Source organism: Pantoea sp. X-Soil-ISGK-275, from assembly GCF_059730795.1.
In genome coordinates this window covers 3718205-3741559 of the sequence record NZ_AP035976.1, presented here as the reverse complement: position 1 = coordinate 3741559, position 23355 = coordinate 3718205, and the positions used below count along the sequence as shown (strand labels likewise).

The following is a 23355-nucleotide window of genomic DNA, read 5'->3' as shown; positions in this document are numbered from 1 at the left end:
AGGAACCGTAATGTCAAAAGATCCTTTTCAGGATAGAGAAGCTGAAAAATACGAAAACCCAATTCCAAGCCGCGAATTTATTCTCGCACTGCTGGAAAAACGCGAAAAACCGACCAGCCGCGATGACATCGCGCAGGAATTGAATATCACCAGTGAAGAGCAGCTGGAAGCGCTGCGTCGTCGTCTGCGCGCTATGGAGCGCGATGGTCAGCTGGTGTTTACGCGTCGTCAATGTTACGCCCTGCCAGAACGTCTTGATCTCCTGCGCGGTAAAGTGATTGGTCATCGCGATGGCTACGGCTTCCTGCGCGTGGAAGGCCAGAAAGATGATTTCTATCTCTCTGCTGAACAGATGAAATTCTGCCTGCACGGCGATGTAATTCTGGCGCAGCCGGGCAGCGCCGATCGTAAAGGTCGTCGCGAAGCGCGCGTGGTACGTGTGCTTGAACCGCGTAACAGCCAGATCGTTGGTCGCTACTTCACCGATGCGGGCACCGGATTTGTGGTGCCAGACGACAGCCGCCTGAGCTTTGATATCCTGATCCCGCAAGAAGAAACGCTTAACGCGCGTATGGGTTCAGTGGTGGTGGTTGAAATCACCCAACGTGCGACGCGTCGCACCAAAGCGATCGGCAAAGTGACCGAGCTGCTGGGTGACGATATGGGCACCAGCCTTGCGGTCGATATGGCGGTGCGCACCCATGAAATCCCGCACACATGGCCGGAAGAAGTTGAGAAGCAGATCGCTAAGCTGAAAGAAGAAGTACCGGAAGAAGCGAAGCTGGGACGTGTTGATTTACGTAAGTTGCCGCTGGTCACCATTGATGGTGAAGATGCGCGTGACTTTGATGATGCTGTTTTCTGCGAGAAAAAGCGCGGCGGCGGCTGGCGTTTGTGGGTGGCAATTGCCGACGTCAGCTATTACGTGCGTCCGGGCACGCCGCTGGATGATGAAGCACATCAGCGCGGCACCTCGGTCTATTTCCCGTCGCAGGTTATCCCGATGCTGCCGGAGATTCTCTCCAACGGCTTGTGCTCCCTGAATCCGCAGGTTGATCGTTTGTGCATGGTGTGCGAGATGACCATCTCCTCAAGTGGCAAACTCACCGGTTTCAAACACTATGAAGCGGTGATGAACTCCCATGCGCGACTGACCTACAATAAAGTGTGGAACATTCTGCAAGGTGATGCCGATCTGCGCGAACAATACGCGGCGCAGGTTCCTCATCTGCACGAGTTGCACAACATGTATCAGGTGCTGGAAACCGCGCGTGAGCAGCGTGGCGGCATTTCGTTTGAGACCGATGAACCCAAGTTCATCTTCAACGCCGAGCGTCGCATTGAGCGCGTTGAGCGCACCTCACGCAATGATGCGCATAAGCTGATTGAAGAATGTATGATTCTCGCCAACATCGCCTCGGCGCGTTTTGTTGAGAAAAATGAAGAGCCTGCGCTGTTCCGCGATCACGATCGTCCAAGCGAAGACAGCATCAAAAGCTTCCGTACCGTACTGAACGAGCTGGGCTTAAGCCTGCCGGGTGGCACTAAGCCACACCCGACCGATTATGCCGCCTTGCTGAAGCAAGTGGCCGATCGCCCAGACGCAGAAATGCTGCAAACCATGCTGCTGCGTTCGATGAAACAGGCGGTTTACGATCCTGAAAACCGGGGTCACTTCGGCCTGGCGCTGGCGTCGTACGCGCACTTCACCTCGCCGATTCGCCGCTATCCGGATTTGCTGCTGCATCGCGCCATCAAATATCTGCTGGCAAAAGAGCGCGGCGAAGTGGATGGCATCACCACGCCGACCGGCGGTTATCACTACGACATGCAGCAAATGCTGCAGCTGGGCCAGCACTGTTCGCTGACCGAGCGCCGTGCTGATGAAGCCACGCGCGATGTTGCTGACTGGCTGAAGTGCGACTTCATGCAGGATCAGGTTGGCACCGTGTTCAACGGCGTAATCTCCAGCGTGACTGGCTTTGGTTTCTTCGTACGTCTCAACGATCTGTTTATCGATGGTTTGGTGCACGTCTCGACGCTGGATAATGACTATTATCGCTTCGATGCGGTAGGCCAGCGTTTGATTGGCGAATCCGGCGGTCGCACTTATCGTCTGGGCGATGCGGTAGAAGTGCGCGTTGATGCGGTACATATGGACGAGCGTAAAATCGACTTCGCGCTCATTTCCAGCAAGCGTGTACCGCGCGGCGAAGGCAAAACCGAGCGCGAGCGTGAGAAACGCGGCGGCAAACCGCCAGCTAAACGTCGTCGTGATGCCGGTAAGAAGGGCACTTTCGAGCCTGATTCCGCGTTCCGTGGCGAGAAGAAAAAGCCTGCCGCTGCTGAGAAACCGGCTAAAAGCGAGAAAAAAGGCAAAAAAGTCTCCGAGAAAACCCGTAAAATCGCCGCCGCCACCAAGTCCAAGCGCGCGTCGAAGAAGCAGTCTGACGAAGCCTGATAGTTAGGTCGCCTTGCAGGGCGACCTGACGAAACCGTTGTAGGGTGCGCATCAATGCGCACCTGAACCTCCGTATTCAACGATCTAAATCCAACCTTGAGCAAAGTAATGAGTGAAATAATTTTTGGTATTCATAGCGTGCAGGCGCTGCTGGAGCGCGATCCTCAGCGTTTTCAGGAAGTCTTTATCCTTAAAGGCCGCGAAGATCGTCGCCTGCAGCCGCTGATCCTCGCACTGGAAGCTCAGGGAATCCCGGTGCAGGTGGCGAACCGTCAATGGCTTGATAGTCAGGTTGAAGGCGGCGTGCATCAGGGCATCGTGGCACGCGTGAAGCCAGGCAAGCAGTATCAGGAAGGTGATTTGCCGGATCTGCTGCAGAGCCTTGAGAAGCCGTTCCTGCTGGTGCTGGATGGCGTTACCGATCCGCACAATCTCGGCGCTTGCCTGCGTAGCGCGGATGCCGCTGGCGTGCATGCGGTCATCGTGCCAAAAGACCGTGCAGCACCGTTGAATGCCACCGCCAAGAAAGTGGCCAGCGGCGCGGCAGAAAACGTACCGTTGATTCGCGTCACCAACCTGGCGCGCACCTTGCGCTTGCTGCAGGAATACAACGTCTGGGTCGTTGGCACCGCAGGCGAAGCCGATCACACCGTTTACCAAAGCAAAATGACTGGCCCAATGGCGCTGGTGATGGGTGCGGAAGGTGAAGGTATGCGTCGTTTGACGCGTGAGCATTGCGATGAGCTGATTAGCATCCCAATGGCCGGCAGCGTTTCGTCACTCAACGTGTCGGTTGCCACCGGCGTCTGCTTGTTTGAAGCCGTTCGTCAGCGTCAGGCGTGATCCCCACCGCAAAAAATTTTCCAGGCCAGGCATAACTGCACATCCTCTTCATACTTGAAAAATGAGTATGAGGAGGACGTTGTATGAACTGGCAAACCCACACCGTATTCAACCAGCCCCATCCGCTCAGCAACAGCAACCTGTTTACGCGTGATATCGCCCTGTGCGAGGCCGTTGCACGCGAAGGTGCCAGCTGGGATCGCGAATGGCTGGCTTCCGTCGGCTTGCAACTCGGCAGCGCCGAATCCCTTGAGTTAGGCCGCTTAGCGAACGTCGAAGCGCCGGAACTGTTGCGCTACAACGCGCGCGGCGAACGCCTCGACGAAGTGCGTTTTCATCCCGCCTGGCATCTGCTGATGCAGGGCTTGTGCGCCAGCCGGCTTAATAATCTCAGCTGGCAGCCCGACGTGCAGCCGCAGGCGATGGTGGCGCGTGCCGCCCGTTTTATCCTGCATGCACAGGTGGAAGCGGGCTCGCTCTGTCCGGTGACCATGACGCACGCCGCCATTCCGCTGCTGCAAAATCATTTGCCTGAACCCTATGCTGACTGGCGCGAAGCGCTGCTCAGCGATCGTTACGATGCGCATCATCTGCCGGGCAATAAGAAGCGCGGCCTGCTGATTGGCATGGGCATGACGGAAAAACAGGGCGGCACCGATGTGTTGAGCAACACCACTCGCGCCGAACCGCTTGGCGTGCGCGGGCCGGGCGAAGCGTATCGCATCACCGGTCACAAATGGTTTTTCTCGGTCCCGCAAAGTGATGCGCATCTGATTCTGGCGCAAACGTCACAAGGATTGAGTTGCTTCTTCTTGCCCCGCTTGCTGCCGGATGGCTCGCGCAACGCCATTCGCATTGAACGACTGAAAGACAAGCTCGGCAATCGCTCCAACGCCAGCGCAGAAGTGGAGTTTCAGGATGCGATCGGTTGGCTGATGGGGGAAGAGGGCGATGGCGTGCGGCTGATCCTCAAGATGGGCGGCATGACGCGCTTCGACTGCGCGCTAGGCAGCCACGGACAGATGCGCCGAGCGCTGTCGATTGCCGTACACCATGCGCAGCAGCGTCAGGTGATGGGCAAGAACCTTATCGATCAACCACTGATGCGCGCGGTGCTGGCGCAACAGGCGCTGCAGCTGGAAGGGCAAACCGCCTTGCTGTTGCGGCTGGCGCGCGCCTGGTCAACACCGGCCAGCGAACATGAACGCTTGTACGCACGTTTGTTCACACCGGCCGCCAAATTCGTGGTCTGTCAGGCGGGCATGCCCTTTGTGGCAGAAGCAATGGAAGTGCTGGGCGGCATGGGCTATTGCGAAGAGAGCGAGTTGCCGCGTCTTTATCGTGAGATGCCGGTCAATAGCATCTGGGAAGGCTCCGGCAATGTGATGTGCCTGGATGTCCGGCGCGTGCTCGGTCGTCACGCCGAAGTGATGACCATGCTGCACGATGAGTTTGATGCGGTGAAAGGCAGTAATCGTCATTTTGATCGCCGCTGGCGGCAGTTAAGCTGGCAGCTCGCGAACCCGCGCGAAGGGCAGGCGCGGGAGATCACGCGCGAATTACTGCAGCTGGCGAGTGCCGCGATTCTGCTCAAAGTGGCAGAGCCGCCGCTGGCCGATGGCTGGTGTCAGCAGCATCTCGATCTGCGCGGCACGCGTGCATTGAGCGACGATCTCTGCGCGCGCTTACTGTTGCGCTGCAGTGCCGCTTGACGGCGCACCATACAGAATGGCGGTGGCGTACCAGAAGCTGGGAATGGTGGTTTCATCCAGCATCAGAATTTGATAGTAAACCGCACCTGCCTGATTGGCTTTAGCGGCAATAGCGCGCTGCGCATCATCCGGCGATCCGCGTGTGGTGGCGGTGATATTGCCGAGCTTTGGCAGACCATAACTTTGCGCGCGTGAAATCTCCTGCGCTTGCTGCGTAGGTGGTGGCGGAGCTTGTGGCGTGGTGGTGAACGCGGCGCAGCCGCTGAGCAGCAGTGTTAAGGCCAAATAGAGAATACGCATAGCAACTCCTGAAGCAGGAAGATGGCTCAAGTGTAAGCCATCTTCCTGTGGCTTTTAGTCCTTCAGATGAAAAATGCTCACCAGCTGCGTCAGATGATGACCTTTCTTACTCAGATGATTGGCGGTAGTTTCTGACTGGTTAATCATATCGCTGCTTTGATGCGTGGCCTGGCTGATGTGATTCATCGCCAGATTCACCTGACCAATGCCCGCCGCCTGTTCCTGCGCAGCAATATTGATCTCGCCCATCAGCGTTTTAACCTGCTCGATGTGATTGACGATATGGCTCATCGCATCGCGTGTCTGCTCGGATAGCGTGTGGCCGGCCGCCACTTTATCGATTGAGCTGGCAATCAAGCCATCAATCTCTTTGGCTGCCGTAGCACTGCGCTGTGCCAGCGCGCGCACTTCCGCCGCCACCACCGCAAAGCCTTTACCGTGTTCACCAGCGCGCGCCGCTTCAACCGCCGCATTGAGCGCCAGAATGTTGGTCTGGAAGGCAATTGACTCAATCACGTGAGTGATGTCGGCGATGCTCTGCGACGCCACACGAATCTCCGACATGGTTTCCACCGAACGTGCCACGGTGCTGCCGCCGTGATTCACGGTGTTAGCCGCTTCACCGACCAGCGCCATCGCCTGACGCACATTGGCCGCAGTTTGTGCCACAGTCGCGCCAAACTGCTCCATGCTGGCCGAGGTTTCCTCCACGCTGCTGGCCTGACGTCCAATCTGCTCGCTGATGCTGGAGCTGCTGGCGGCGATGGTATCGGTGCCGCTGCTGATTTCACGCGCCGCCGAACGCACCTGACTGACGACTTTCTCCAGCCCATCGCCAATGCCATTGATCGCGCTGACCAACTGACCAATCTCATCACGACGTGAAGAGTCGAGATGTGCCTGCAGATTACCGGCGGCGTACTGTTCTGCCAGATGAATCACCTGTTGCAGTGGACGCGTGATGGCGCGGCGGCTGTACCACATAAAGCCGATGGCAAAAACGATCACCAGCGCCAGCCCAATCGCCATAAACAGGTTACGGCTGTGCGTGATTGGTGCCAGCAGGCTGGCACGGCTCACTTCACCGGCAATAACCCAGTTCCAGCCCGGCAGCTGCTGCCACGCCAGCAGTTTGGTTTCGCCATCCAGTTCAACCGCCACTAATCCCTTCGGCTGGCTAAGCAGTTGCTGCTGCGTGGCGTTATCCCAGCGCGGCAGTTTGCCTTCAGCGTGACGATCAAACAGATATTGGCCCTGGCTGCTGCCCGGCGCACCGTTCAAGACTGAAAAAGTACCGCTGTCGCCAAGATGGCGCGCCAGCACTTTGTCGCGCATCAGCGCATACTGCGCATCGATCTGCACCCCGACGAACAGGATCGCGATTACCGTGCCGCTGCTATCCTGCACCGGCTGATACTGCGTGATGTAACGATGGCCGAACAGCGTCGCCAGGCCGCGATACACCGTGCCCTGGTTGATGCTGCGCCAGGCCGCGCTGCTGCGATCCAGTTTGGTGCCCACCGCGCGGCTGCCATCCTCTTTTTTCAGCGAGGTGGCGATACGAATGTAATCCTCGCCATCACGCACGAAGATGGTGGAAACCGCACCGGTGCGATCGAGAAAATCATCCACCGCGATTTGATCGAGGTTGAGGGTTTTCAATCCCGCTCGCAGTGTTGGCGTGCTGAATTCGCCCACCTGAACACGTTCGCTGTCATCACGGCTAAAACGTTTTGGCAGGAAGCTTTGGAACAGTTTGGTGTAATTCGCCACCTCTTCCGACAGCGTGGCGTTGAACATGGTGGCCATTTCATTAATGCCTTGCACCTGATTCTGCATATCATCGGTTGCCAGCTGCTCCAGCTGACGTGCCGCGTTATGGCTCAGGGTTAAGGTCAGCGTAAACAGCACAATTGCCACGCTCAAAGACGTCAATACAGACAGCTTGATTCCGAGACCCATGGCGCTGAGAGAAAGACGCTTCATAAAGTACCTTTTGAGATTATTGAAGGGGGTACAAGATCAACGGCAAAACGGGCTAAATGTTTAGGGCTGAAATTATTCAAACTTAATGTGAAGTGGCTCGCATTTTGTCACGCAGCGCTTACACTGAGTCCAGTGATAATCATTCTCAATGGAGGCGGTATGATTGAGTTGGCAACGGAGCATCTGGCAGGCATCGAATGTATTCACGCATCACCGGCTGGTCAGCGCCAGGCGCGCTTGCCGACGGTATTGTTCTATCACGGTTTTACCTCATCAAAAGAGGTTTACAGCTACTTTGCCGTGGCGCTGGCGCAGGCCGGTTTCCGCGTGATCATGCCCGATGCGGACATGCACGGCGCGCGTTATAACGGCGATACCGATGCACGTATGACCCACTTCTGGGAGATCCTCAAACAGAACATCGATGAAGTGCCGTTGCTGGAGAAGGCGCTGCGCGATAACGACTGGATTGCCGATGAGCGCTTTGCCGTGGCGGGCGCCTCGATGGGCGGCATGACCGCGCTGGGCGCAATGGCGCGCTATCCGCAAATCCACAGCGTGGCGTGTTTAATGGGTTCCGGCTACTTCATGCAGCTGAGTCATACGCTGTTTCCGCCGCTGGTGGCGCGCACGCCAGAACAGAAAGAAGCTTTTGCCGCGCGCTTAGCGCCGCTGGCGCCGTACGATCCCAGCGAGCAACTGGAGAAACTGGCGAATCGACCTTTGCTGCTGTGGCACGGCGAAGCGGATGAAGTGGTGCCCTTTGCCGAAACGGCGCGTCTACAGAAAGCGTTAGGCGAGGCGGGACTCAATCAACAGGTGACCGCGCTTTCCGAAAAGAACATCGGCCACAAAATCACACCTGCGGCCCTGACGGCGCTGGTCAGTTTCTTTAAACACCATTTATAAAAAATGCGGGTTGGCGTGATTGGCGCCAGCCCGTTTATGTTGCCGAACTAAAGTTGTGATGACAACCGTTCGGCGGCGCTGGTATTAGCACTGACTGGGTTACTGCTTGCAGGCGCATCCAACCGATTAACGTAGACATAGCCTGATGCCGCGTTGCTGTTACTTCTCATCTGCTGCGCATAGTCAGCGGAGCTGGCAAAAGCGGGTGGAGACAGGAAGAGACCCAGTAAAGTGGCGAAAATGATCATTTTCATAATCGACTCCAGACTCACAGGGATTGCACTCTCAGACGCGGCAAATAGGATTATTCGTTGCGCCTGTAAATAGTGTAGTTCTTAACCAACCTGCCGCCAGATCGTCCCATTGAACGCCTTGTTCAGAGAATTTGATCAAACGCCCGCTAACTTACTGAGACATCTCACTTAGCACAAAAAGCCGCATCAGCTGGCACGATAGTCGCCATTTGATGAATTGTGCGCTTGAGTTTCCACAAGGACGCCAGTATGATTACGCGTCAATTTTTCAGCTGCATTCAGAGGTGTGTTTCATTTTTTAAATGATTCGCAACCTATAACGTTCCTTGCTTCCGTGGGCCGCAGCTGACCCTGACAGGAGGCTGAATAATCCGTAAGGAGCTATCGATGCGTCATTACGAAATCGTATTTATGGTCCACCCTGACCAGAGCGAACAGGTTCCAGGTATGATCGAGCGTTACACTGGTGCTATCACCGGTGCACAGGGCACGATTCACCGTCTGGAAGACTGGGGCCGCCGTCAGCTGGCTTACCCAATCAACAAACTGCACAAAGCGCACTATGTTCTGCTGAACGTAGAAGCACCGCAGGAAGTGATTGACGAGCTGGAAACTAACTTCCGCTTCAACGACGCCGTTATCCGCAGCATGGTTATGCGCGTTAAGCACGCGGTAACTGAAGCATCTCCGATGGTTAAAGCTAAAGACGAGCGTCGTGATCGCCGCGAAGACTTTGCTAACGAATCGGCTGATGACTCAGAAGCTGGGGATTCTGAAGAGTAATCCGACATGACGGCAAATCGACTGCGCCTGTCTGGCACTGTGTGCAAGACGCCGGTTCGAAAAGTCAGTCCGTCAGGGATTCCTCACTGCCAGTTCGTGCTTGAGCATCGTTCTGTGCAAGAGGAAGCCGGTTTCCACCGGCAAGCCTGGTGTCAAATGCCGGTGATTATCAGCGGCAGCACCCATCAGGTGATTACTCAACATATAACGGTCGGCACGCAACTCACTCTCGAAGGCTTTATTAGCTGCCATCAGGCACGCAATGGTCAGAGCAGAATGGTGTTACATGCCGAGCAGATTGATTTGATAGATTCTGGAGACTAGCCAAATGGCACGTTATTTCCGTCGTCGCAAGTTCTGCCGTTTCACCGCGGAAGGCGTTGTAGAGATTGATTACAAAGATATCGCTACACTGAAAAACTACATTACCGAAAGCGGTAAAATTGTCCCGAGCCGTATTACCGGTACTCGTGCAAAATACCAGCGCCAGCTCGCTCGTTGCATCAAGCGCGCTCGCTACCTGTCCCTGCTTCCGTACACTGATCGTCATCAGTAATCGGTAGTTGTCCATTAACGACTTTAAGAGGATAAGGTAATGCAAGTTATTCTGCTTGATAAAGTAGCAAACCTGGGCAGCCTGGGTGATCAGGTTAACGTTAAAGCGGGCTACGCTCGTAACTTCCTGGTTCCACAGGGTAAAGCTGTTCCTGCTACCAAGAAAAACGTTGAGTTCTTCGAAACACGTCGCGCTGAACTGGAAGCCAAACTGGCTGACGTTCTGGCTGCTGCTAACGCACGTGCAGAGAAAATCAATGCACTGGGCAACGTAACCATCGCGTCTAAATCAGGCGACGCTGGTAAACTGTTCGGTTCCATCGGTACCCGTGACATCGCTGATGCAGTAACTGCAGCTGGCGTTGAAGTGGCTAAAAGCGAAGTTCGTCTTCCAGAAGGCGTACTGCGCACCACCGGTGAGCACGAAGTTGACTTCCAGATCCATAGCGAAGTCTTCGCTAAACTGGTTGTGAATGTAGTTGCTGAGTAAGTTCACTCGGTAATGCGAAAACGCCGGCCTTGCGCCGGCGTTTTTGTTTCTGCGTTTTACTGAGCGCGGATAAAGCTGCCATCCGGCTGACGCGTAAACAGCACCGGACCGTTGCTGCCATCGACCGTTAAACCGGTCACCACGCCTTGCGCGTTCTGACGAATCTTCACCTGCTGACCATTCTGTAACGCGCTCAGCGGCTGCCCATCACCTTCGACACGCGCCATGGCAAATACATCATTCACCGGCAAATTGTTGTCGCGGAACAGCTGCGCCAGCGTCTGGCCTGATGCCACATTGTAGGTGCGCCATTCGCCCTGTGAATCGGTTTTCGGCGGCGTGTTCTGCTGCTGATTGTTATCGTAAATCTCCGCCTGCATCGGCACTTCTTTTGCGCTATTGTCCGCCGGACGCTCAACCGGATACTGCGGCGTACTGCTTGGCCAGAGAAACGCCAGCAGCAGCACCAGCAGGGCAATGACAATGCCGCGACGATGCAAAGCGGGCAGCGGATCCATCCAGCGCACATCATCCAGCAAATGCCAGACGCGCTGCAGTGCGGCGGGAACGCGGGAAGGGTGATCGGAAGCCATTCGTGAATCCTCCTCGCTGGCGGCTTTGCGCGGAATGCGCGGCAGCCAACGTTGCAACCAAGGTAATAAAGTACGCGGTGCGCGCGTCCTGCGACGTCGTGGGGCGATCTGGCCCATGTATTCTCTCTTGTGTCCGACGGTGGCAGGTGAAAACCTCGCCACAGCTATAGTATGAGCAATGCTGACAGGAAGTGCCTGGCAGCATTGAAAAATTTGACCGCTGTATTGTTTCCGTTTCGCCGGGAAATGTCATCTGCGGCGCGTGAGATTTTACGCCAGCCGCCCGCGCTGGTATGCTGCCGGTTCTATTTTTCTCCGGGATTAAGGAATCAAGATGACGACCCCTTCATTCGACAGCGTCGAATCACAAGCAAGTTACGGTATCGGTTTACAGGTAGGCCAGCAGCTGCAAGAGTCTGGACTGCAGGGTCTGCAGCCAGAAGCACTGCTCGCCGGCCTGCGCGACGCGCTGGAAGGGAACTCACCGGCCGTCCCGGTTGACGTGGTACATCGCGCACTGCGTGAAGTGCACGAGCGCGCAGAAGGCGTGCGTCGTGAGCGTGTAGAAGCGATGGCGGCAGAAGGTCAGACTTTCCTTGAGCAGAACGCACAGCGCGAAGGCGTAAGCAGCACCGAAACCGGTCTGCAGTTCAGCGTCATCACCCAGGGCGAGGGTCCAATCCCTTCACGTCAGGATCGTGTGCGTGTGCATTACACCGGCAAACTGATCGATGGCACCGTATTCGACAGCTCAGTCGCGCGTGGCGAGCCGGCGGAATTCCCGGTTAGCGGCGTGATCGCGGGTTGGATCGAAGCGCTGACGCTGATGCCAGTCGGTTCCAAGTGGGAACTGGCGATTCCACACAACCTCGCTTACGGCGAGCGCGGTGCGGGCGCCTCTATCCCGCCATTCAGCACCCTGATCTTCGAAGTTGAGCTGCTGGAAATTCTGTAAGTAGCTGTAGGGCGGCCATCGCCGCCCTTAATTGTCACTTCTTCTGCAAATCCACCTGCCACAGCGCAAAACCTATCTCATCGCTGCCCACCGCTTTCATTGGATAATCGGCATGCTGCTCAATAAACGTCGTCGCTTTTTCGCCAGGCGCGGTTTCAAACCGGATATCCAGCGGCGTGGTGCTATTAATCGGTGCTAAACGCCAGTTGTGATCGGCCTGCGGTTTCACTTCGCCATGCGCTTTGGTTTCGCTGCTGATATAGGCGGCAACCACCGAGCGATTCTCGTCCGGCGACGCGAAGGCGACATACTTATCGCCGGTACCGGCAAACTTGCCGCCGTAAGCGCGGTAGTTATTGGTGGCAACCAGGAAAGTGGCATCAGGATCGATAGGCTTGCCTTGCCAGCTAAGATCCTTAATGCGCGAAGCCCCTTTGTTGATCAGCGTACATTCCGCGTCATAGCGCGCCGGTTGTGTGACATCGATTTGATACTGCACGCCATCGATCACATCGAAGTTATAGGTGCGGAAATCCCAGTTAATCAGCGATTGCGGTTTGCTGCTGTGCGGATCGATTTGATTAAACTGCGCCGCTGAGCACTCCAGCCACTCTTTCACCTGCGCACCGCTGACTTTCATCACCACCAGCGTATTGGGGTAGAGGTAGAGATCGGCGGCGTTACGGAAGGTGAGATTACCTTTTTCCACTTCGACATAGCTGGCGGGATCGTTTTTACGGCCACCGGCTTTAAACGGTGCGGCGGCGGAAAGTACCGGCAAGCGACCAAGATCAGGATCGCCCTGAATAAAATGCTCAACGTAAGCGCGCTGCGCGTTATTAACGATCTGCACCGTGGGATCGTCCTGCACCAGCGACAGGTAGCTGTACATCACGTCGGCAGATTTACCGATTGGTTTGGCAACAAACTCGCGTGTGGCGTGGTGATCCTGCTCAAGCACTTTCACCAGATCGGCATCTTCAGCGGCCAGCGATTTTTTCGCCGCGCTGTCATAAATTGGGCGTGCTTCGGCTTTGCCCTGCGTGACTTGCCATTTATCCCCCTCGTTATTCAGCACCAGATCGACCACACCAAGATGATCGCCCCACATGCCAGGCATCACCGACGGAACACCGTTGAGCGTGCCGTGAGCGATATCAGCGCCTTTAATCGCCGCGAACTCTTTACTCGGGAACACCGCATGAGCGTGGCCGAACATGATGGCGTTGATGCCTGGAACCTGGCTGAGGTAGTAAACCGAATTTTCTGCCATGGCGTGATAGGGTTCACTGCTCAAACCGGAGTGCGGAATAGCGATGATTATTTCAGCACCTTTTGCGCGCATTTCCGGCACATAGCGCTTCGCTGTTTCAGTGATGTCATCAACCCGTACTTTTCCCTGCAGATTGTTACGATCCCAAACCATAATCTGCGGCGGAACGAAGCCGATGTAACCAATTTTCAGCGTATGCGGCTTGCCGTCACGGTCTGTTACCGTGGTTTCTTTGATTAAGTAGGGCGTAAACAGCGGTTTTCCACTTTTCTCGTCGATAATGTTGGCATTGACGTAAGGAAAGCGCACGCCGGCCAGCGCTTTTTGCAAATAAGGTAAGCCGTAGTTGAATTCGTGATTACCAAGGTTTCCGACCGCGTAATCCAGCGTGTTCATCGCTTTATACACCGGATGTACTTCGCCCGTTTTCAGCCCTTTCGCCGCCATGTAATCGCCCAGCGGACTGCCCTGAATAATATCGCCGTTATCGACCAGCACGCTGTTCTTCGTTTCGGCGCGTGCCTGCTGGATTAAGGTGGCGGTGCGCACCAGGCCGAACTTCTCCGTCGGCGTATCTTTGTAATAATCGAAATCCATCATATTGCTGTGCAGATCGGTGGTTTCCAGAATGCGCAGATCCACCGTAGCAGCCTGTACCGTGGCGGCAGTAATACAGAGTGCCAATAACGACATGCTCGCTTTGAACATCGCTTGCTCCTTGTTCGGTCCAATGGGCCTCTCAAAATAATGTAAAACCATGACGAATTATCATTTCAATTTGTGATGGAGCTCGGACTTTCATCCAATATCTGCCGTCACGCCGCCGTGATAGCGTATTCAGCATCCCGCCATAGCCGCCGCTGATGAACTATGGTATTGATATTCATATAGATTGCCGCAGCAGACAGCACAGTCGCAGGCTGTTGAATGACAACTGCTAAAATAACAGCAGATAGGCGGTTGGTGTCTGACAGGCAGAATCAGCGGAAAAGAGGTAAAGAATGTTAGATAAAATTTGTCAGCTGGCGCGAGATGCGGGCGATGCCATTATGCAGGTATACAACGGCGCAGAGCCGGTTGATGTGACCCGCAAGTCGGATGATTCTCCAGTCACCGCGGCCGATCTCGCGGCGCATCGCGTGATTGTGCAAGGCCTGAAGGCGCTTTCGCCGGAGGTGCCGGTGCTGTCTGAAGAAGATCCGCCGAGCTGGGATGTGCGTCAGCACTGGCAGAAATACTGGTTGGTCGATCCGCTGGATGGCACCAAAGAGTTCATCAAGCGCAACGGCGAGTTCACGGTGAATATCGCGCTAATCGAAAACGGCAAACCGGTATTGGGCGTGGTGTACGCGCCGGTGCTGGGCGTGATGTATTCGGCAGCGGAAGGTAAAGCATGGAAAGAAGAGAACGGCAAGAAGACGCAGATTCATGCGCGTGAAGCGCGCCCACCGTTAGTGGTGGTTAGCCGTTCGCATTTTGATAGCGATACGGAGTTGCAGGAGTATTTGCATCAGCTTGGCGAGCATCAAACCACCGCGATTGGTTCATCGTTGAAGTTCTGTCTGGTGGCCGAAGGCAGCGCGCAACTTTATCCGCGCTTCGGGCCGACTAACATCTGGGATACCGGCGCAGGCCATGCGGTGGCGATTGCCGCCGGCGCGCATGTCCACGATTGGCAGGGCAAAACCCTCGATTACGCCCCGCGCGAATCGTTCCTCAATCCCGGTTTCCGCGTCTCACTGTTTTGAGATTTGTAGGGTCGCCATTTATGGCGACCTCCACTCACTTCTGCAACAACTCGTGAATTAACTTCATCGCCTGCTGCACTTCATCCTGCGTCAGCGGACCATCTTTGACGTAACGCACATGTGCGGTGTTATCCAGCACCACAATCGCCGATCCCCCTTTCTCCAGCTGCCAGGCCTGACGCGCGCTGCCGTTGCTATCGACGATAAACTGCGACCACGGATACTGCTGTTTATTGCTCTCAATGCTGCTGCGCACAAACATGCCGGTACCAGGAATCGCATCGTCGGTATTGACGATAGTGGTGGTTTGATAACGATCGTGCGGCAGATGCGCGGCTTTGATGGCTTCAATCAACGCAGCGTTCTGCTCTTTAGCCGAAGAGCGGCCGGCAATGTGCAGGATGACGCGAACTTTTCCGCTCAGCTGCGCGCTATTCCAGGATTTGTAGCTAAACTTATCTTCATCTTGTTGATAAACCAGCTCTCCTTTGTCGTTAACGCCAACAGCGGGCACGCGTTCACCCAGTTTGAATGCATGTGCCGAAGCCAGGCCAGGCAGCAGCAGCGCCAGTGCTATCACAGTGTGTCTCAAACGCATTTATCAAACTCCTTGGTGATCCGACCAGTTATTCATGTTTCTGCAATATTAGGCATGGATGATGCGTCTGTCGCAATGAGTTAACAGGTTTGCAACCTATGCCACAATTCCATAATGAGTGAAGGTTTATACTGGGTTTCGTGAGGCTGATAACAGAGTATTCTGTAATGATGTGTCAATTCAGTAAATAATTCACCTTTTCGGAACATGGGTAAGAAAGGATGCTCTATAGTTATGCCTCATTTGCGCTTCATGGGTTCGTACCAAATTTGGTCACGACGGAGCGTATTAAACATTTTCAGGAGTTAAACAGCATGAAGATCTTCCAGCGCTATAATCCGCTGCAAATTGCGAAATATGTAAAAACGCTATTTAGAGGAAGGTTGTACATCAAGGATGTGGGCGCGTTCGAGTTTGATAAGGGCAAAGTCATGTTGCCGCGTGTCAAAGATAAACAGCATCTTAGCGTGATGTCAGAAATCAATCGCCAGGTGTTGCGGCTGCAAGCCGAGTACAACTAAGTAAGCATAAGAAAGGGCGCCGATGGCGCCCTCAGTTTTTTGTGCGGTTGTTGGCTTGAACGCCATGAATGGCGACCCTACGATGACTCTGCTTCATCCAGCGCATTCTTGGTCACATTCAGCATCGGCGGACGCTCATCAATACGCGTAACCAGCAACTGGTCGATGCGGTAGCTATCAATATCCACCACTTCAAACTTGTAGCCGGAAAACTTTACAAAGTCGGTACGCTTCGGAATCTTGCGCAGCATGTACATCATGAAGCCGCCGATGGTTTCGTAATTGCCAGACTGCGGGAAATCATCGATATCCAGCACGCGCATCACGTCATCAATTGGCGTGCCGCCCTCTACCAACCATGAGTTCTCATCACGCGCGACAATCTGCTCTTCCTGACCCTGGCCCACCAAATCGCCCATCAGCGTGGTCATCACGTCATTTAGGGTAATGATGCCGACCACCAACGCGTATTCATTCATGATCACCGCGAAGTCTTCACCGGCGGTTTTGAAGCTTTCCAGCGCTTCAGAGAGCGTCAGCGTATCCGGCACGATCAGCGCAGAACGAATATTCACACCGCTGTTCAGCGTCAGGCTTTGGTTGCCGAGTACGCGCAGCAGCAGCTCTTTGGAATCGACATAGCCCACGATGTGGTCGATATCGCCATCGCAGACAATGAATTTGGAGTGCGGATGCTGAGCGATTTTGGTTTTCAGCGTGGTTTCATCTTCGTGTAAATCGAACCACACCACGTTCTCGCGCGAGGTCATCGATGACGGCACGGTACGCGATTCCAGCTCAAACACGTTCTCAATCAGCTCATGTTCCTGCTTACGCAGCACACCCGCCAGCGCACCGGCTTCTACCACCGCATAAATATCGTCGGAGGTGATGTCGTCTTTCCGCACCATCGGCAGTTTGAACAGGCGGAAGAAGACGTTCGCCAGGCCGTTGAACAGCCACACCAGCGGACGCAGCACCACTAAGCAGAAGCGCATCGGGTTGATGATGCGCAGCGCCACCGCTTCCGGGGCAATCATGCCTACGCGCTTTGGTGTCAGGTCAGCAAACAAAATGAACAGGCTGGTTACGATGGTGAAGGAGCAGATAAAGCTGAGCTGTTCAGCCAATTCGGGTGCCATGAAGCGGCTGAATAGGCTATTAAAGGCGGGCGAGAAGGCGGCATCGCCGACGATACCGCCGAGGATTGCCACGGCATTCAGGCCAATCTGCACCACGGTAAAGAACATGCCAGGTTGTTCCTGCATCTTCAGCACGCGCTGGGCATTGATGTTGCCTTCGTCAGCCAGCAGCTTCAGCTTGATCTTACGGGCGGCTGCCAGCGAGATCTCCGAAAGGGAAAAAAATGAACTGATTACTATCAGTAAAAGAATGACAAGCAAGCTATCGAGCATAAAAGATCCGTTGGGTTAATCACTTGTCATTTTTGGCCTGGGCAGCGCGGGAGTGGGCGTACATCCGGTACTTGCCAGTCAAACAGGCTATCCGTGCCAAAAATGTCTGCGCCATATCGACAAGATAAGGTTAACGTCGGGGCAGAAAAAGATGCAGGCGAGGCCTGCTGGTCGCTGATTATAGCAGCAGCGCTTATCATGCCGCTATAGGGGCATGATAAGCGCTCGGATTAATCCGAGTGAGCGGCTCTTATTAGCAGAAGCGCCGCTTGGTTGTTGTATCGTTCATGCCATTTATCGACAATAGGTCACAATTTGGCTTAGTCGCTGGGTTTACGCCGATAGGCAGAAAAAAGGCGGCTATGCTGATGGGTACACGCGCGGTGGTGATACCCTTCCAGAGAATAAACGCCCCTGCGGAATAGGGGCCGGCATTATTAACAGGAGTACGTGTGCCACGATTTCATATTTATTGTTTGGCCAGCCTGTTGCTTGCTGCACCTGCCGTTGAGGCAGCCAAAGTGCGCTTGCAACTGGACGGTCTTAGCGGGGATTTACAGAAGAACGTCAGGGCACGCTTGTCCACTATCGGCAGTGACGAAGTGTCGAACGACGGCCGTTTCCGCGCGCGTGTTGCAGAGGCGATCAAAGAAGGCCTGCGTGCGCTCGGTTATTACGAACCTGAGATCGATTTCGAATCGCGCCCGGCACCGCCACAAGGTGGCCGTCCGGTATTGATCGCGCACGTTAAGCCTGGCGAACCGGTCAAGATCGGCGGCAGCACCATTGTGATTGAAGGTGAAGCCCGCACCGACAAGGATTATCAAGCCTGGGTCAAACAGGGCACGCCGAAAGTCGGTACGCAGCTCAATCACGGCGACTACGACAAATTTAAGAATGGCTTCTCCAGCCTGGCATTGCGTAATGGTTACTTCGACGGTGACTTTAAGCAAAGCCAGCTTGGCGTATCAGTCGAACGGCGCGAAGCCTTCTGGGACATCAATTACGATAGCGGCCCCCGTTACCGTTTCGGCGATGTGAGTTTCCAGGGTTCGCAAATTGACGAAGCCTATCTGCATAATCTGGTACCGTTCAAAAAGGGCGATCACTATAGCTCGCGCGATCTGGCGGAACTCAACCGCCGTTTATCGGCCACCGGCTGGTTTAACTCGGTGGTGGTTGCGCCTGAATTTGATAAAGGCCGTCAAACCAAAGTGCTGCCGCTGAATGCGGTGGTATCGCCACGCGTGGAAAACACCATTGAAACCGGCGTTGGTTACTCCACCGATGTCGGGCCGCGCATTAAAGGCACGTGGAAAAAACCGTGGATCAACAGCAGTGGCCACAGCCTGGCCGCCAGCGCCTACGTCTCTGCGCCGGAGCAGCAGCTCGATCTCAGCTACAAAGTTCCGCTGCTGAAAAGTCCGCTCGAGCAGTATTACACCTTCTCTGGCGGCGTGAAGCGCACCGATCTCAACGACACCAAAGCCGATACCACCACGCTGGCGATGTCGCGTAACTGGGACAGCAGCAGCGGCTGGCAGAAAGCAATTAACCTGCGCTGGAGCCTCGATCACTTTACCCAGGCCAGCGTCACCAACACCACCATGCTGCTCTATCCGGGCGTCAGCCTCAACCGCACCCGTTCGCGCGGCGGTTTGATGCCGACGTGGGGCGATTCGCAGCGTTACTCGGTCGACGTGTCGGATACCACATGGGGTTCGGACGTTGATTTCGTCATCCTGCAGGCGCAAAACGTCTGGATTCGCACGCTCGCCGATAAGCATCGCTTTGTGGCGCGCGGCAATGTTGGCTGGATTGAAACCAACGACTTCGACAAAGTGCCGCCGGATCTGCGCTTCTTCGCCGGTGGCGACCGCAGTATTCGCGGTTACAAATACAAAGACGTATCGCCACGTGATGACAATGGCAAGCTGACCGGCGCCTCAAAAATGGCCACCGGCTCACTTGAATATCAATACAACGTGACCGGCAAATGGTGGGGCGCGGTGTTCGTCGATTCCGGTGAGGCGGTCAACGACATCAAGCAGAGTAACCTGAAAACCGGCGCCGGCTTCGGCGTGCGCTGGTCATCTCCGGTAGGGCCGATCAAGTTTGATATCGCGCGGCCAATTGGTGACGACAAGGAGCATGGATTGCAATTTTATGTAGGATTGGGGCCTGAACTATGAAGCTGTGGAAAAAGGTCCTGATTGGCATCGGTATTTTTCTGGTGCTGCTGTTTGGCAGCATCGCGTTTCTGGTGGGCACCACGCCGGGTTTGCATCTGCTGCTGAAAGGCGCCGATCGTTGGGTGCCAGGTTTGTCGATCAAACAGGTTGAAGGTGGCTGGCGCGACCTGACGCTCAGCGGCGTGAAGTATGAAATGCCGGGCGTCAGCGTGGATGCCGGACGTTTCCATCTGGCGCTGAATCTCAACTGCCTGCTGCATTCGTCGGTGTGTGTGAATGACATCGCGCTGCAGGATGTCAGCGTGGTGGTGGATAGCAAAAAAATGGCGCCGGCCAGCGCACCGCCGCCGGAAGAGCAGAGCGGCAGCACCAATCTCAGCACGCCGTATCCGATTACGCTGAGCAAAGTCGGCCTGCATAACATCAACGTTAAAGTTGATGACACGGCGATTTCTCTGCTCGATTTCACTACCGGTCTACAGTGGCAGGATCGCGCGCTGACGCTGACGCCAACCCATATCCAAAGCCTGCTGATTGCGCTGCCAAAAGCGGCCAAAGTGGTTGATGAGCAAGTGGTGCAGCCAAAAGTGCAGCAGCCGCAGCCGGATGAAAAGCCGCTGGGTGAAACGCTGCAGGCGATGTTCGCCAAGCCGCTGTTACCAGACATGCCAGACTTCCAGCTGCCGCTGGATATCACCGTGCAGGAACTGCTGGGTGAACAGCTGCGTATTACCGGCGATACCGACGTATCGATTACGCGTCTGTTGTTAAAAGCCAAAACCGCCGATCGTCATCTGCAGCTGGGAACCTTCGATGTCGATTCGCCGCAAGGGCAGCTGAACGCCAGCGGTGAAGCGACGTTGGCCGATAACTGGCCGGTGAATTTCGCGCTCAACGGCACGCTCAATCTCGACCCGATCAAGGGCGAGACGATCAAAATGAACCTTGCGGGCGCGATGCGTGACGAGTTGAAGCTCGGGCTGAATCTTTCCGGTCCGGTGCGTGCGCAGCTGGATGCGACCACGCAACTTGCGGTCGCCGGTTTGCCGCTGGCGCTGAAACTCACCAGCCCGCAGCTGCGCTGGCCGCTCACCGGCGCGGTGCAGTATCAGGCGGATAATCTCGATTATCAGTTCAAAGGCAAAGCCACCGATTACGTGATGTCGCTGCGCACCGCAGTGAAAGGCGAAGGCGTGCCGCCCGCGACCATTGCGCTGGACGGCAAAGGCAACGAGCAGCAGTTCAAGCTCGATAAGCTGCGCGTGGCGGCGCTGCAGGGCAATATCGATCTGACGGCGCTGGTGGACTGGAGCAAAGCCATCAGCTGGCGCAGCGAATTGACGCTGTCCGGCATCAACACCGCCAAACAGTACCCGGATTGGCCAGCGAAGCTGGATGGCAAAATTGCCACGCGCGGCAGCCTGTACGGCGGAACATGGCAGCTCAGCGTGCCGCAGCTGGAGCTGAAAGGGAACGTCAAACAGAACGCGGTGAGCGCCAAAGGTACCTTGAGTGGCAACAGCTACAACCAGTGGAAAGTGCCCGGCCTGAACATTGCGCTGGGCCGCAACCATCTGGATGTGAAAGGCGAGCTCGGCGACACGCTTAACCTCGATGCCAACATTGATGCGCCAAATCTGGATAACGCGCTGCCGGGTCTGGGCGGCGTCGCCAAAGGCACCATCAAAGCGCGCGGTACTTTACAGGCGCCGCAGTTGCTGGCCGATCTCACCGCTACCGGTTTGCGCTGGCAGCAGCTGCAAATCCGTCGCGTGGCGTTACAGGGCGATGTGAAATCCAGCGATCAGATCGCCGGTAAGCTGCAACTGCGTGTGGAACAATTGCAGCAGGACGCGCTGAAAGTGAATCTGCTGACGCTGAACGCCGACGGCAACGAAAAGCAGCATCAACTGAAGCTCGACGTGCAGGGCGAACCGGTTTCCGGTCAATTGGCGCTGAACGGCAGCTTTGATCGCAAAACGGAGCGCTGGCAAGGCAACCTCAACAACACGCGTTTCGACACGCCAGTGGGCGAATGGCGCCTGACGCGCGCGATGGCGATTGATTACCTCAACAGCAAGCAAAGCGCCACCATTGGGCCGCACTGCTGGCAGAACCCGAACGCGCAGCTGTGCGTACCGGAACCGATTGAAGCCGGTGCCAGCGGACATGCGCATGTGGTGCTCAATCGCTTCGATCTGGCGATGATCAAACCGTTCCTCACCGATGCCACCAAACTCAACGGCGTATTCAGCGGTGATGCGCGCGTCAACTGGACCGCCGACGGCGCGCTGCCAACCGGCACCGTCGCGCTGAAAGGCAGCGGCGTGAAAGTTGAGCAGGACGTGCAGGGCAACACCTTGCCGATCGCCTTCGATACGCTGAACCTGAATGCCGCGCTGCGTAACGGTCGCGCCCAGCTTGATTGGCTGATCCATATCGTCAACAACGGCCAGCTGAGCGGCAATGTGCAGATCGCCGATCCGGAGAACCGTCGTCAGCTGTCGGGCAACATCGGCATCAGCAATATTTCGCTGGCGATGCTGAATCCGGCGCTGATGCAGGGCGAGAAAATCAAAGGCAATCTGAACAGTAATCTGCGCCTTGGCGGCACGCTGCAGCAGCCGCAGGTGTTTGGTCAGTTGGGGCTGAGCGATGTGGATGTCGATGGCAGCTTTATGCCGGTCGATCTCACCGCCGCCAATCTCAACATGGTGTTCAACGGCATGAGTTCAACGCTCAACGGCATGATTCAGACGGCGCAGGGCAATCTTAACCTGAGCGGTAACGCCGACTGGAGCCAGCTGGATAACTGGCGCGCGCGCGTGGCGGCGCAAGGCAGCCGCATCCGCGTCACCGTGCCGCCGATGGTGCGCATGGATGTCTCGCCGGATCTGGTGTTTGAGGCCACGCCAGCCGCATTCAGCCTCGACGGCAGAGTGGATATTCCGTGGGCACGCATTACCGTGCAGGAAGTGCCGGAAAGCGCCACCGGCGTCTCTTCTGATGAGGTGATGCTGGATCAAAATCTCAAACCGATTAAGCCGAAAACCGCCGCGATTCCGATCAACAGCAATCTGGTGATCCACGTCGGCAATGATGTGCGTCTCTCGGCGTTTGGCCTGAAAGCCAAGCTGAATGGCGATCTCAAACTGGTGCAGGATAAAAATGGCTTGGGCTTAAACGGCCAGATCAATATCCCATCCGGCCGCTTCCATGCGTATGGTCAGGATTTGGTGGTACGTAAAGGTGAGCTGCAGTTCGCTGGGCCGCCAGATCAGCCTTACGTCAATCTCGAGGCGATCCGTAATCCAGAGGCCACCGAAGACGATGTCACCGCCGGATTACGGGTAACCGGGCTGGCGGATGAGCCGAAAGTGGAAGTGTTCTCCGATCCGGCGATGTCGCAGCAGGAAGCGCTTTCTTACCTGTTACGCGGCCAGGGACTCAACAGCGATGGCGACAGCAACGCATTAACTTCCGCGCTTGTTGGATTGGGGGTTGCGCAAAGTGGTCAGGTTGTGGGTAAAATCGGCGAGACCTTCGGTGTCAGTAATCTCGCGGTTGATACCGCTGGCGTAGGCGATAGCCAGCAGGTGCAGGTGAGTGGTTACGTGTTGCCGGGTCTACAAGTAAAATACGGTGTTGGCATATTTGATTCACTGGCGACCTTAACCTTGCGTTATCGCCTGATGCCCAAACTCTATTTAGAAGCCGTGTCGGGTCTCGATCAGGCACTGGATCTGCTCTATCAGTTTGAGTTTTAG

General features: G+C 55.6%; 20 protein-coding genes. 13 read left to right on the top strand and 7 right to left on the bottom strand.

What is annotated here, in order from left to right; all coding sequences use genetic code 11:
• Positions 1-10: 10 nt before the first annotated feature.
• From rnr to AC6I8A_RS17295, 3 genes are all read left to right on the top strand, one after another.
• The gene (gene rnr, locus AC6I8A_RS17305) at positions 11-2461 is read left to right on the top strand and encodes a ribonuclease R (RefSeq protein ID WP_497818831.1); all 2451 of its coding nucleotides are present in this window, start codon (positions 11-13) and stop codon (positions 2459-2461) included.
• A 108-nt stretch (positions 2462-2569) separates the two neighbouring features.
• Complete coding sequence (gene rlmB / locus AC6I8A_RS17300) at positions 2570-3304, top strand: 23S rRNA (guanosine(2251)-2'-O)-methyltransferase RlmB (RefSeq protein ID WP_007892019.1); 735 nt, start codon at positions 2570-2572, stop codon at positions 3302-3304.
• 83 nt (positions 3305-3387) lie between these two features.
• Positions 3388-5016 carry an isovaleryl-CoA dehydrogenase gene (locus AC6I8A_RS17295; RefSeq protein WP_497818830.1) on the top strand — a complete coding sequence of 543 codons (1629 nt, stop codon included), beginning with the start codon at positions 3388-3390 and terminating at the stop codon, positions 5014-5016.
• On the opposite strand, the gene bsmA is transcribed toward AC6I8A_RS17295, so the two are convergent.
• Together bsmA and AC6I8A_RS17285 are read right to left on the bottom strand one after the other, a co-directional pair.
• Positions 4990-5316, bottom strand: coding sequence for a biofilm peroxide resistance protein BsmA (bsmA, locus tag AC6I8A_RS17290; RefSeq protein WP_497818829.1), 327 nt, complete (start codon positions 5314-5316; stop codon positions 4990-4992). The two genes, AC6I8A_RS17295 and bsmA, sit on opposite strands and share 27 nt — an antisense overlap.
• A gap of 54 nt (positions 5317-5370) precedes the next feature.
• Positions 5371-7302: a methyl-accepting chemotaxis protein gene (locus AC6I8A_RS17285; protein ID WP_497818828.1), complete on the bottom strand. Its 1932-nt coding sequence runs from the start codon at positions 7300-7302 to the stop codon at positions 5371-5373.
• 159 nt (positions 7303-7461) lie between these two features.
• On the opposite strand from AC6I8A_RS17285, the gene yjfP reads away from it, so the two are divergent.
• The gene (gene yjfP, locus AC6I8A_RS17280; RefSeq protein ID WP_265298671.1) at positions 7462-8211 is read left to right on the top strand and encodes an esterase; all 750 of its coding nucleotides are present in this window, start codon (positions 7462-7464) and stop codon (positions 8209-8211) included.
• A 47-nt stretch (positions 8212-8258) separates the two neighbouring features.
• Here the strand turns inward: yjfP and AC6I8A_RS17275 are convergent, their stop codons facing one another.
• Entirely contained in the window at positions 8259-8465 is a 207-nt protein-coding gene (locus AC6I8A_RS17275; protein ID WP_061720184.1) for a hypothetical protein, read from the bottom strand.
• A gap of 387 nt (positions 8466-8852) precedes the next feature.
• Between AC6I8A_RS17275 and rpsF the strand changes: the two genes are divergently transcribed.
• Genes rpsF through rplI form a run of 4 tightly spaced genes read left to right on the top strand, consistent with a single transcriptional unit; the run spans position 8853 to position 10293 of the window.
• Positions 8853-9248 carry a 30S ribosomal protein S6 gene (rpsF, locus tag AC6I8A_RS17270; RefSeq protein ID WP_256697577.1) on the top strand — a complete coding sequence of 132 codons (396 nt, stop codon included), beginning with the start codon at positions 8853-8855 and terminating at the stop codon, positions 9246-9248.
• A gap of 6 nt (positions 9249-9254) precedes the next feature.
• A complete protein-coding gene (priB, locus tag AC6I8A_RS17265) occupies positions 9255-9572 on the top strand; it encodes a primosomal replication protein N (protein ID WP_007892027.1) in 318 nt (105 codons plus the stop codon).
• Between the two features lie 4 nt (positions 9573-9576).
• Complete coding sequence (rpsR, locus tag AC6I8A_RS17260) at positions 9577-9804, top strand: 30S ribosomal protein S18 (protein WP_002210155.1); 228 nt, start codon at positions 9577-9579, stop codon at positions 9802-9804.
• Between the two features lie 39 nt (positions 9805-9843).
• Positions 9844-10293 carry a 50S ribosomal protein L9 gene (gene rplI / locus AC6I8A_RS17255; RefSeq protein ID WP_008103594.1) on the top strand — a complete coding sequence of 150 codons (450 nt, stop codon included), beginning with the start codon at positions 9844-9846 and terminating at the stop codon, positions 10291-10293.
• Between the two features lie 56 nt (positions 10294-10349).
• On the opposite strand, the gene AC6I8A_RS17250 is transcribed toward rplI, so the two are convergent.
• The gene (locus AC6I8A_RS17250) at positions 10350-11003 is read right to left on the bottom strand and encodes a LysM-like peptidoglycan-binding domain-containing protein (protein WP_321161843.1); all 654 of its coding nucleotides are present in this window, start codon (positions 11001-11003) and stop codon (positions 10350-10352) included.
• A gap of 217 nt (positions 11004-11220) precedes the next feature.
• Here AC6I8A_RS17250 and bamJ point away from each other — a divergent pair, with 217 nt between their 5' ends.
• Entirely contained in the window at positions 11221-11841 is a 621-nt protein-coding gene (gene bamJ, locus AC6I8A_RS17245) for a BamJ family beta-barrel-assembly machinery protein (protein WP_008103590.1), read from the top strand.
• A 34-nt stretch (positions 11842-11875) separates the two neighbouring features.
• On the opposite strand, the gene AC6I8A_RS17240 is transcribed toward bamJ, so the two are convergent.
• Complete coding sequence (locus tag AC6I8A_RS17240) at positions 11876-13822, bottom strand: bifunctional 2',3'-cyclic-nucleotide 2'-phosphodiesterase/3'-nucleotidase (RefSeq protein ID WP_497818827.1); 1947 nt, start codon at positions 13820-13822, stop codon at positions 11876-11878.
• A 293-nt stretch (positions 13823-14115) separates the two neighbouring features.
• Here AC6I8A_RS17240 and cysQ point away from each other — a divergent pair, with 293 nt between their 5' ends.
• On the top strand, positions 14116-14862 hold the full coding sequence (gene cysQ / locus AC6I8A_RS17235; protein ID WP_293798198.1) for a 3'(2'),5'-bisphosphate nucleotidase CysQ: 747 nt from the start codon (positions 14116-14118) through the stop codon (positions 14860-14862).
• Positions 14863-14896: 34 nt separating this feature from the next.
• Here the strand turns inward: cysQ and AC6I8A_RS17230 are convergent, their stop codons facing one another.
• Entirely contained in the window at positions 14897-15460 is a 564-nt protein-coding gene (locus tag AC6I8A_RS17230; RefSeq protein ID WP_008103585.1) for a YtfJ family protein, read from the bottom strand.
• Between the two features lie 314 nt (positions 15461-15774).
• Here AC6I8A_RS17230 and AC6I8A_RS17225 point away from each other — a divergent pair, with 314 nt between their 5' ends.
• Entirely contained in the window at positions 15775-15981 is a 207-nt protein-coding gene (locus AC6I8A_RS17225) for a DUF1107 domain-containing protein (RefSeq protein WP_007892150.1), read from the top strand.
• Between the two features lie 77 nt (positions 15982-16058).
• Here AC6I8A_RS17225 and paeA read toward each other — a convergent pair whose 3' ends face one another.
• Positions 16059-17396: a polyamine export protein PaeA gene (gene paeA, locus AC6I8A_RS17220; protein ID WP_256697574.1), complete on the bottom strand. Its 1338-nt coding sequence runs from the start codon at positions 17394-17396 to the stop codon at positions 16059-16061.
• Positions 17397-17848: 452 nt separating this feature from the next.
• Here paeA and tamA point away from each other — a divergent pair, with 452 nt between their 5' ends.
• Both tamA and tamB read left to right on the top strand, forming a co-directional pair.
• Positions 17849-19588, top strand: coding sequence for an autotransporter assembly complex protein TamA (tamA, locus tag AC6I8A_RS17215; RefSeq protein ID WP_265298685.1), 1740 nt, complete (start codon positions 17849-17851; stop codon positions 19586-19588).
• The gene (gene tamB / locus AC6I8A_RS17210) at positions 19585-23355 is read left to right on the top strand and encodes an autotransporter assembly complex protein TamB (protein ID WP_497818826.1); all 3771 of its coding nucleotides are present in this window, start codon (positions 19585-19587) and stop codon (positions 23353-23355) included. Before tamA ends, tamB begins: the two co-directional genes overlap by 4 nt.

Bases quoted from the DNA above. Each gene is read 5' to 3' on its own strand.
- yjfP (WP_265298671.1), top strand. From the start codon at position 7,462: ATGATTGAGTTGGCAACGGAGCATCTGGCAGGCATCGAATGTATTCAC.
- rpsF (WP_256697577.1), top strand. From the start codon at position 8,853: ATGCGTCATTACGAAATCGTATTTATGGTCCACCCTGACCAGAGCGAA.
- rlmB (WP_007892019.1), top strand. From the start codon at position 2,570: ATGAGTGAAATAATTTTTGGTATTCATAGCGTGCAGGCGCTGCTGGAG.
- bamJ (WP_008103590.1), top strand. From the start codon at position 11,221: ATGACGACCCCTTCATTCGACAGCGTCGAATCACAAGCAAGTTACGGT.
- bsmA (WP_497818829.1), bottom strand. From the start codon at position 5,316: ATGCGTATTCTCTATTTGGCCTTAACACTGCTGCTCAGCGGCTGCGCC.
- paeA (WP_256697574.1), bottom strand. From the start codon at position 17,396: ATGCTCGATAGCTTGCTTGTCATTCTTTTACTGATAGTAATCAGTTCA.
- rplI (WP_008103594.1), top strand. From the start codon at position 9,844: ATGCAAGTTATTCTGCTTGATAAAGTAGCAAACCTGGGCAGCCTGGGT.
- AC6I8A_RS17275 (WP_061720184.1), bottom strand. From the start codon at position 8,465: ATGAAAATGATCATTTTCGCCACTTTACTGGGTCTCTTCCTGTCTCCA.
- priB (WP_007892027.1), top strand. From the start codon at position 9,255: ATGACGGCAAATCGACTGCGCCTGTCTGGCACTGTGTGCAAGACGCCG.
- AC6I8A_RS17250 (WP_321161843.1), bottom strand. From the start codon at position 11,003: ATGGGCCAGATCGCCCCACGACGTCGCAGGACGCGCGCACCGCGTACT.
- tamB (WP_497818826.1), top strand. From the start codon at position 19,585: ATGAAGCTGTGGAAAAAGGTCCTGATTGGCATCGGTATTTTTCTGGTG.
- AC6I8A_RS17295 (WP_497818830.1), top strand. From the start codon at position 3,388: ATGAACTGGCAAACCCACACCGTATTCAACCAGCCCCATCCGCTCAGC.
- AC6I8A_RS17230 (WP_008103585.1), bottom strand. From the start codon at position 15,460: ATGCGTTTGAGACACACTGTGATAGCACTGGCGCTGCTGCTGCCTGGC.
- AC6I8A_RS17285 (WP_497818828.1), bottom strand. From the start codon at position 7,302: ATGAAGCGTCTTTCTCTCAGCGCCATGGGTCTCGGAATCAAGCTGTCT.
- rpsR (WP_002210155.1), top strand. From the start codon at position 9,577: ATGGCACGTTATTTCCGTCGTCGCAAGTTCTGCCGTTTCACCGCGGAA.
- AC6I8A_RS17225 (WP_007892150.1), top strand. From the start codon at position 15,775: ATGAAGATCTTCCAGCGCTATAATCCGCTGCAAATTGCGAAATATGTA.
- AC6I8A_RS17240 (WP_497818827.1), bottom strand. From the start codon at position 13,822: ATGTTCAAAGCGAGCATGTCGTTATTGGCACTCTGTATTACTGCCGCC.
- rnr (WP_497818831.1), top strand. From the start codon at position 11: ATGTCAAAAGATCCTTTTCAGGATAGAGAAGCTGAAAAATACGAAAAC.
- cysQ (WP_293798198.1), top strand. From the start codon at position 14,116: ATGTTAGATAAAATTTGTCAGCTGGCGCGAGATGCGGGCGATGCCATT.